This is a genomic window from Streptomyces spongiae (assembly GCF_009377185.1).
GTDB classification, from domain to species: Bacteria; Actinomycetota; Actinomycetes; order Streptomycetales; family Streptomycetaceae; genus Streptomyces; species Streptomyces spongiae.
Map to the genome: position 1 here is coordinate 1 of NZ_VJZC01000451.1, position 8,272 is coordinate 8,272.

At 69.9% G+C, this 8,272-nt stretch carries 6 protein-coding genes and 4 tRNA genes; 7 read left to right on the top strand and 3 right to left on the bottom strand.

The window, feature by feature from the left end; genetic code table 11:
- Together FNH08_RS37780 and FNH08_RS37785 are read right to left on the bottom strand one after the other, a co-directional pair.
- A partial coding sequence (locus tag FNH08_RS37780; protein WP_152776050.1) for a hypothetical protein occupies positions 1-386 on the bottom strand: 386 nt, incomplete at its 3' end.
- Positions 387-541: 155 nt separating this feature from the next.
- Entirely contained in the window at positions 542-892 is a 351-nt protein-coding gene (locus FNH08_RS37785; RefSeq protein WP_018092664.1) for a metallopeptidase family protein, read from the bottom strand.
- Between the two features lie 172 nt (positions 893-1,064).
- On the opposite strand from FNH08_RS37785, the gene FNH08_RS37790 reads away from it, so the two are divergent.
- The 7 genes from FNH08_RS37790 (at position 1,065) to FNH08_RS37820 (ending at position 7,612) form a co-directional block, all read left to right on the top strand.
- Complete coding sequence (locus tag FNH08_RS37790; RefSeq protein WP_194238751.1) at positions 1,065-2,624, top strand: metallophosphoesterase family protein; 1,560 nt, start codon at positions 1,065-1,067, stop codon at positions 2,622-2,624.
- Between the two features lie 207 nt (positions 2,625-2,831).
- A tRNA-Glu gene (locus tag FNH08_RS37795) sits at positions 2,832-2,904 on the top strand.
- 41 nt (positions 2,905-2,945) lie between these two features.
- A tRNA-Asp gene (locus FNH08_RS37800) sits at positions 2,946-3,020 on the top strand.
- Positions 3,021-3,044: 24 nt separating this feature from the next.
- A tRNA-Phe gene (locus tag FNH08_RS37805) sits at positions 3,045-3,118 on the top strand.
- Between the two features lie 296 nt (positions 3,119-3,414).
- A complete protein-coding gene (locus tag FNH08_RS37810; RefSeq protein ID WP_152776051.1) occupies positions 3,415-5,625 on the top strand; it encodes a DEAD/DEAH box helicase in 2,211 nt (736 codons plus the stop codon).
- A 156-nt stretch (positions 5,626-5,781) separates the two neighbouring features.
- Positions 5,782-7,317 carry an amino acid permease gene (locus FNH08_RS37815; protein WP_152776052.1) on the top strand — a complete coding sequence of 512 codons (1,536 nt, stop codon included), beginning with the start codon at positions 5,782-5,784 and terminating at the stop codon, positions 7,315-7,317.
- 222 nt (positions 7,318-7,539) lie between these two features.
- A tRNA-Lys gene (locus FNH08_RS37820) sits at positions 7,540-7,612 on the top strand.
- A gap of 108 nt (positions 7,613-7,720) precedes the next feature.
- On the opposite strand, the gene FNH08_RS37825 is transcribed toward FNH08_RS37820, so the two are convergent.
- On the bottom strand, positions 7,721-8,014 hold the full coding sequence (locus FNH08_RS37825) for a GntR family transcriptional regulator (protein ID WP_152776053.1): 294 nt from the start codon (positions 8,012-8,014) through the stop codon (positions 7,721-7,723).
- Between the last annotated feature and the right edge of the window lie 258 nt (positions 8,015-8,272).

The following is an 8,272-nucleotide window of genomic DNA, read 5'->3' on the forward strand; positions in this document are numbered from 1 at the left end:
TCCTCGACGCGCGTGGGGGTCGGCTCGTCCTGAGGCGGCTCGGGCTTCTGCGGGTTGTCCTCGTCGCCGCCGCCCTCGTCGTCCTTCGAGGTCGACCCGGGGGACGGCTTCGTGGTCTTCGAGGCGGAGGCCGACGGGGACGCCGAGTCCGACCTGGACTTGTGGGGCTCGCCGGCCGTGCGCTGCTTCCCGCGCCCGCCCTGGTACCCGGCACCGGCGCTGCCGGACCCCGCGGGCCCGCCGGCCGGCTCCTCGCCGCCCCGCTGCCGGGCCGAGTGCGAGGGCCCCGGCCTGGCCCCGTCGTCGCCCACGCTCATGCAGCCGGCGGCCGCGGCGACGGCCATGACCGTGGCGGCCAGACGGACGGGTACGTACAAGGCGCGCACGGGCAGCCACCTCCGAGGGCAGGCGGGAGAAGTCAACCTGCCCAACTCCCGCCGCCCACAAGAGGACACGCGCCCCCGGCGAGCGTGGCTCAGCCGTGACCGAGCGCGCACACCCCCGTGACGGGGCGCGCACGGAAGCCGCGTGCCCGCGCGCGTCAGCCGTAACCCAGCGCGTGCAGCCGCTCGTCGTCGATCCCGAAGTGGTGGGCGATCTCGTGGACGACGGTCACCTCGGTTTCCGCGACCACGTCCTCGCGCGTCTCGCACATCCGCAGCGTCGGGCCCCGGTAGATGGTGATCCGGTCGGGCAGTACCCCGGCGTACCACTCGCCGCGGTCCGTCAGTGGAGTCCCCTCGTACAGCCCGAGCAGCTCGGGGTCGTCGGCGGGCGGCTCGTCCTCGACGAACACCGCCACGTTGTCCATCAGCCGCGTCAGCTCCGGCGGGATCCGGTCCAGCGCCTCGGCGACCAGTTCCTCGAACTCCTCGCGCGTCATCTCCAGCACACGGCCATTGTCGGGTACGGCACCGCCGTAGGAGAGCCGGAAACCGTCGTACGACGGTCCGGAAGCGACACGACCGGGCGGGCGGCGGCCGTACGACGTCGGGCCACCGCCGCACAGCCCCCCGCACAGCCGCCCCCGCATAGCCACCCTCGCACTTGGGCATACGGGACCAATGGCTCGCGTCCCCGCCTCCGCTGCCGCCGCCCTGCGCCGTGTACGACGGTCGCCCGGTGCCCTGGTCCGTGGGTACCGGGCGCGCCGAGCGCAACCGACCATCGAGCTCGTCCACCAGCCCCACCCCTGGACCCGGGCCCTCGGACTCGTCGCCGTAGTGCTGCTCGGCGCCTGGCTGGGTCTGCTGATCGTGGGGAACGTCCGCGCGCCGGTCGGGCCCATGAACACCACGATGACCCTGCGCCCCTCCGTCGAGGGCGGAACGAAGATCAACGTCTCGCCGCTCGGTGCCCTGGAGCTGCGCAGCCATGTCGCGCCCGTCCGCCTGGACGTGAACGTGGACCAGCTCGACCCGGCCCGTGCCCAGGCCCTGGTCGACCACCCCGAGCGGATCTCCGGACTCCAGGACGAGATCGCGAGCGACGTCCAGCACGGCACGACCGACCTGGCCCTGCGCTCCTGCGTGGCCGTCGTGTCCGGGGCCACCGCGCTCGGGCTCGCCGTCTACCGCCGCCCGCGCCGCGCCCTCGCCGCCGGCGGGCTCGCCCTGGCCCTGCTCACCGCGGCCGGCGGCACGGCCTTCGCGACGTGGAACCCGAACTCCGTCCTGGAGCCCAAGTTCTCCGGACTGCTGTCCTCCGCGCCCTCCGTCGTCGGCAACGCGCGCAGCATCGTCACCGAGTTCGACGTCTACCAGAAGGAGTTGGCGCGCCTGGTGACGAACGTGACCAAGCTGTACGACGTCACGTCCACCCTCCCCGCGTACGCGCCCGACCCGAGCACGATCCGGGTCCTGCACGTGTCGGACATCCATCTCAACCCGGCGAGCTGGAAGATCATCGCCTCGCTGGTGGAGCAGTACGACATCAACGTCATCGTCGACTCCGGCGACACCATGGACCACGGGACCGCCGCCGAGAACGGCTTCCTGGACCCGATCGCGAACCTCGGGGCGCCGTACGTGTGGGTGCGCGGCAACCACGACTCCATGATCACCCAGAGCTACCTGGAGGACATGAAGAACGTGCACGTCCTGGACGAGGGCCGGTCGGTCTCGGTGGCCGGGCTGCGTTTCGCGGGCATGGGAGACCCCCAGTACACGCCCGACCGCTCGAAGAACCCCGGGCAACTTCCGTCGGAGGAACTGGCCGGCGCCCGGCTGGCGTCCGCGCTCCGGGACCAGGAGACCGCGGGCAAACCGGCGGACGTGGCCGTCGCCCACAACCCTGACGCGGCCCGCCAGGCGGACGGCGAGGTCCCGCTGGTGCTGGCCGGCCACCTCCACCACTCGGAGATGGAGGTCATGAAGTACGGCACACGGCTGCGCATCGAGGGCTCGACGGGCGGCAGCGGGCTGCGGGCGGTGGAGGGCAAGTACCCCGACCCCATCGAGGCCTCGGTCCTCTACCTCGACCGGGACACCCGGCGCCTCCAGGCCTGGGACGAGATCAAACTGGGCGGCCTGGGCCTGACGACGGCCGAGGTCAGCCGCCATCTGCCGAAGGAGAACCAGCCTGGGGCGACACCGTCGCCGAGCCCGGCCTCGTCGGCCCCGTAGGCCTTTGGGGGCTGTGCCTATTCGGTTTGTTCCAGGCCCGAACGCCGTAGTAGAGTCACGTCGTGCCCAAGGGCAGCGGTCAGGGCTTGACCGTCCCGAGTCCCGAAAGGGATGAGGGAGAAGCGGAACCTTTTGGGGAAGCGGAGTCACATGCTTCTCACGTCCCCTTGGGGGCGCACAGACGAAGCAACAGCAGTTAGTAGGTCCGCCCTCATCGTCTAGAGGCCCAGGACGCCGCCCTTTCAAGGCGGTAGCACGGGTTCGAATCCCGTTGGGGGCACGCAACACGGTGTGCGACACTTGGTTCGCACACAACAGCAAGGTCCTGTGGAGCAGTTTGGAGTGCTCGCCACCCTGTCAAGGTGGAGGCCGCGGGTTCAAATCCCGTCAGGACCGCTGGAGTTTCGTAAGGGACTCCATGGCTGGGTAGCTCAGTTGGTACGAGCGTCCGCCTGAAAAGCGGAAGGTCGCCGGTTCGACCCCGGCCCCAGCCACCGCCCGAAGGCCCCGTCCGCATGGATGGGGCCTTCGACGTGCACTTCACGCCTCTGGGGGGCGCCTACGGGGCGTCCCGCCGCTCTGGCCTGCGGGTTCGGAGCTGGTTTGCCTTGGGGGGTGGGGGGTGCGTATGGTGGTAGATCGTTTGAATCCCTTGTGCCCGGCGCCAAAATGACGCGCCGCGTGTGGCGCGTACTCTCCCTTGCCGTGGCCGGACCGCATTGAGGCGGTTGATTGCGACTTTCACGGAGTTTGGGCGCGTGCCGAGAACTCCGGAAGGTTTGCATTTCGCATGTCCGTCATCAGTACTGATCACGTCGTCCTGCCCGAGGGCGGGGACGAGACCGCCGCTCCCGAGGCCACCTTCGCCGACCTGGGGCTGCCCGAGTCCGTCGTCCGCAAGCTCGCGCAGAACGGGGTGACCGTTCCGTTCCCGATCCAGGCCGCGACCATCCCGGACGCGCTGGCGGGCAAGGACATCCTCGGCCGCGGTCGCACCGGCTCCGGCAAGACCCTCTCCTTCGGTCTGCCGACGCTGGCCACGCTGGCCGGCGGCCACACCGAGAAGAAGAAGCCCCGGGCCGTCATCCTGACCCCCACCCGTGAGCTCGCCATGCAGGTCGCGGACGCGCTGCAGCCGTACGGCGACGTGATGGGCCTGAAGATGAAGGTCGTCTGCGGCGGTACGTCGATGGGCAACCAGATCTACGCGCTGGAGCGCGGCGTCGACATCCTCGTCGCCACCCCGGGGCGTCTGCGCGACATCATCAACCGCGGTGCCTGCTCCCTCGAGAACGTGCAGATCGCCGTTCTCGACGAGGCCGACCAGATGTCCGACCTGGGCTTCCTGCCCGAGGTCACCGAGCTGCTCGACCAGGTCCCGGCCGGCGGCCAGCGCATGCTCTTCTCCGCGACCATGGAGAACGAGATCGCCACGCTCGTCAAGCGCTACCTCAACGACCCCGTCAGCCACGAGGTCGACGCGGCCCAGGGCGCGGTGACGACCATGTCGCACCACATCCTGATCGTGAAGCCGAAGGACAAGGCGCCCGTCACGGCGGCCATCGCCTCCCGCAAGGGGCGGACGATCATCTTCGTGCGGACCCAGCTGGGTGCCGACCGTGTCGCCGAGCAGCTCAGGGACGCCGGGGTGAAGGCCGACGCCCTGCACGGCGGCATGACCCAGGGCGCGCGGACGCGGACGCTGGCCGACTTCAAGGACGGGTACGTCAACGTCCTCGTCGCGACCGATGTCGCCGCGCGCGGTATCCACGTGGACGGCATCGACCTGGTGCTGAACGTCGACCCCGCGGGTGACCACAAGGACTACCTGCACCGGGCCGGCCGTACGGCGCGTGCCGGGCGTACGGGCACCGTGGTGTCCCTCTCCCTTCCGCACCAGCGCCGCCAGATCTTCCGGCTGATGGAGGACGCGGGCGTCGACGCCTCGCGTCACCTGATCCAGGGCGGTGCGGCCTTCGACCCGGAGGTCGCCGAGATCACCGGCGCCCGGTCGATGACCGAGGTCCAGGCCGAGTCCGCCGGCAACGCCGCCGAGCAGGCCGAGCGTGAAGTCACTCACCTCACCAAGCAGTTGGAGCGCGCCACGCGTCGTGCCGCCGAGCTGCGCCAGGAGGCCGACCGGCTGGTCGTCCGGGCCGCCCGCGAGCGGGGCGAGGACCCGTCCCAGGCGCTGGCGGAGGCGCGAGGTGAGGCGGGGGCCGAGACTCCTGCCGTGACCGAGGGCGCCGAGGCCCCGGAGAACCGTGAGGTCTCCGTGCCGGCGCAGCCCGCGGCTCAGGAGGTGGAGCGGATCGAGCGGACCTCTGCTTCGTCCGAGCGTCCGTCGTACGAGCGGTCCTCGTCGGATCGGTCGTCGTCGGATCGGTCTTCGTACGACCGTTCCTCGTCCGACCGTCCCTCCTACGAGCGCCGGGAGCGCCGGGACGACCGTCGTGACGAGCGCGGTGGCCGTGGCTTCGAGCGTCGGGACAACGACCGTGGTGGCTTCCGTCGGGACAACGACCGTGGCGGGTTCCGTCGCGACAACGACCGCGGGGGCTTCCGCCGCGACGACCGTCGCGACGACCGCGGTGGCCGTGGTTTCGAGCGTCGGGACAACGACCGTGGTGGCTTCGAGCGCAGGGACGGCGAGCGGGGTGGCTTCCGTCGGGACAACGACCGTGGGGGCTTCCGTCGGGACGACCGTCGTGATGAGCGTGGTGGCCGTGGCTTCGAGCGCCGGGACGGCGAGCGGGGCGGGTTCCGCCGGGACGGCGAGCGTGGGTTCGACCGTGGTGGGCGTTCCTTCGACCGCCGTGACGACCGGGGCGGCCACCGCGGCAGCGACCGGCCGTTCAACCGCGACCGCCAGGGCGACCGCCCCTCCGGTGGCCACCGCTCCGGCAGCCACGACCGCCCGTACGGCCGCCGTGACGACCACCGTGGCTCCGGTTCCTTCAACCGCCGCGAGGACAAGCCGCGCTGGAAGCGCAACGGCTGACATCTGTCGGCTCAGGTAAGAGGCAGAGCGCCGTGCTCCCCGTTCGGGTGGAGCACGGCGCTCTGTCGTCGGTCCGGCGTCGGTGTGGCTCGGAAGGGCATTTTCTGGCCAAGTTGTGATGCATGTCATGACCCCGGTGAGGGAATCGCTGGGGACATGACAGATGACGCCAGAGTGAGTGGGCTGTCTGACGAAGAGCGGCTGGCCCAGCTCGGTTACACGCAGGTTCTCGCCCGCCGCATGTCGGCGTTCTCCAACTACGCGGTCTCGTTCACGATCATCTCGGTCCTGTCCGGCTGCCTGACCCTCTACCTCTTCGGCATGAACACGGGCGGCCCGGCGGTGATCACCTGGGGCTGGGTCGCCGTGGGCCTGATGACGCTCTTCGTGGGCCTGTCGATGGCCGAGATCTGTTCGGCCTACCCGACGTCGGCGGGCCTGTACTTCTGGGCGCACCGGCTGGCGCCGGAGAGAACCGCGGCGGCCTGGGCGTGGTTCACGGGCTGGTTCAACGTGCTGGGCCAGGTGGCCGTGACGGCCGGAATCGACTTCGGGGCCGCGTCCTTCCTGGGCGCGTACCTGAACCTGCAGTTCGGCTTCGAGGTGACGCCGGGCCGGACGATCCTGCTCTTCGCCGGGATCCTGCTGCTCCACGGCCTGCTGAACACGTTCGGCGTGCGCATAGTCGCCCTGCTGAACAGCGTGAGCGTGTGGTGGCACGTGCTGGGCGTGGCGGTGATCGTCGGCGCGCTGACCTTCGTACCGGACGAGCACCAGTCCGCGTCCTTCGTCTTCGGCGAGTTCGTGAACAACACGGGCTGGGGCAGCGGGGTGTACGTGGTGCTGCTGGGGCTGCTGATGGCCCAGTACACCTTCACCGGGTACGACGCCTCCGCCCATATGACGGAGGAGACGCACGACGCGTCCACGGCCGGCCCGAAGGGGATCGTGCAGTCGATCTGGACGTCGTGGATCGCGGGCTTCGTACTGCTCCTGGGCTTCACCTTCGCGATCCAGTCGTACCAGGGGGCGTTGGAGTCGCCCACGGGTGCGCCGCCCGCGCAGATCCTGCTGGACGCGCTGGGCGCGACGGCGGGCAAGCTGCTGTTGCTGGTCGTGATCGGGGCGCAGCTGTTCTGCGGGATGGCGTCGGTGACGGCCAACAGCCGCATGATCTACGCCTTCTCGCGCGACGGCGCGCTGCCGTTCTCCCATGTGTGGCACACGGTCAGCCCGCGCACGCGTACACCGGTGGCGGCGGTGTGGCTGGCGGCGGGAGGCGCGCTGGTGCTGGGCCTGCCGTACCTGATCAACGTCACGGCGTACGCGGCGGTGACCTCCATCGCCGTCATCGGCCTCTACATCGCGTACGTCATCCCGACGCTGCTGCGGCTGCGCAAGGGGGACGGCTTCGAGCGGGGGCCGTGGCACCTGGGCCGCTGGTCGCGTGCGGTGGGCGTGGTCTCGGTGGTGTGGGTGGGCATCATCACGGTCCTCTTCATGCTGCCGCAGGTCTCACCGGTCACCTGGGAGACGTTCAACTACGCACCGGTCGCCGTCCTGGTGGTGCTCGGCTTCGCGGCGACCTGGTGGCAGGCCTCCGCCCGTCACTGGTTCCTGAACCCGGAACACGAACGGACGATCGCCCGCGAGGCGGCCCGGAAGAACGCGCCGGAGCCGGTGGATCCGTAGGGACCGGTGGGGTCGGTGTACGCGGGGCGCGTCGGCTGGTCGGCGCGCCCTCCGGTGGCCGTTTCCGGCGGTATCCGTCCCGTCCCGCGTCCTTCTTCCGTCCGTTCTGTTCTCCGACGGGCCTTTTTGCGGGGCTTCGACGCGGCCGGGTCACCGATACCCGATCGGACTCCCGGCCTCGTCCGGCTATGCTCGGGGAGGCAACATCACGCAACACCGCCTGGGCCGTTAGCTCAATTGGCAGAGCAGTGGACTTTTAATCCATTGGTTGTGGGTTCGAGTCCCACACGGCCTACGAGTTGTAGGTGGGGGTAGCCCCTCTGACCTGCTGCACAGCGCTCGGGTCGACTTCGGTCGGCTCGGGCGCCGCTTCGTTTCCGGGCGAGTGCGTGAACGGATGTGCTCAGGCGTTCGGTTCGCTCTCGCCGGGGGCGTCGCCGGGCGGTTGTTCGACGACGAAGGATCCCTTGCCGCGCACCGTGACGATGAGGCCGCGTTCGCGAAGTTCCTGTGCGGCCCGGCGTGCTGTGAGCCGAGCCACGCCGTACTCGTCGGCCAGGTGGTTCTCCGAGGGGATGGGCCTGTCAGGTGCCAGTTCCCCGGACGCGATCTTCCTGGCGATGACGTCGGCCAGCTGAGCGTAGAGAGGCCTCGCTCTCATCGCGTCCAGCGTGGTCTTCGGTTCCGTATCGCTCATACGTCCAACGTAGAGCGGCAGGGACCTGCTCATTCGTGTGGATCCCTCTGTACTTGTATGTAGAGGTCTGCATCCCGATGTAGCTTCGAAACGCAAAACCCCGGCGAGGCGGCAACCTCCCGGGGCACGGCCAACGCTGACAAAGGAGCGTCGACATGCACGACCTTATCCGCCGTACCCTCGAATGGCTGCGCCTTCCCATCGGCCCGGGCACAGGCAAACGGCGCCGCCCCCACCGCCACCCCCATCTCTGCGTCC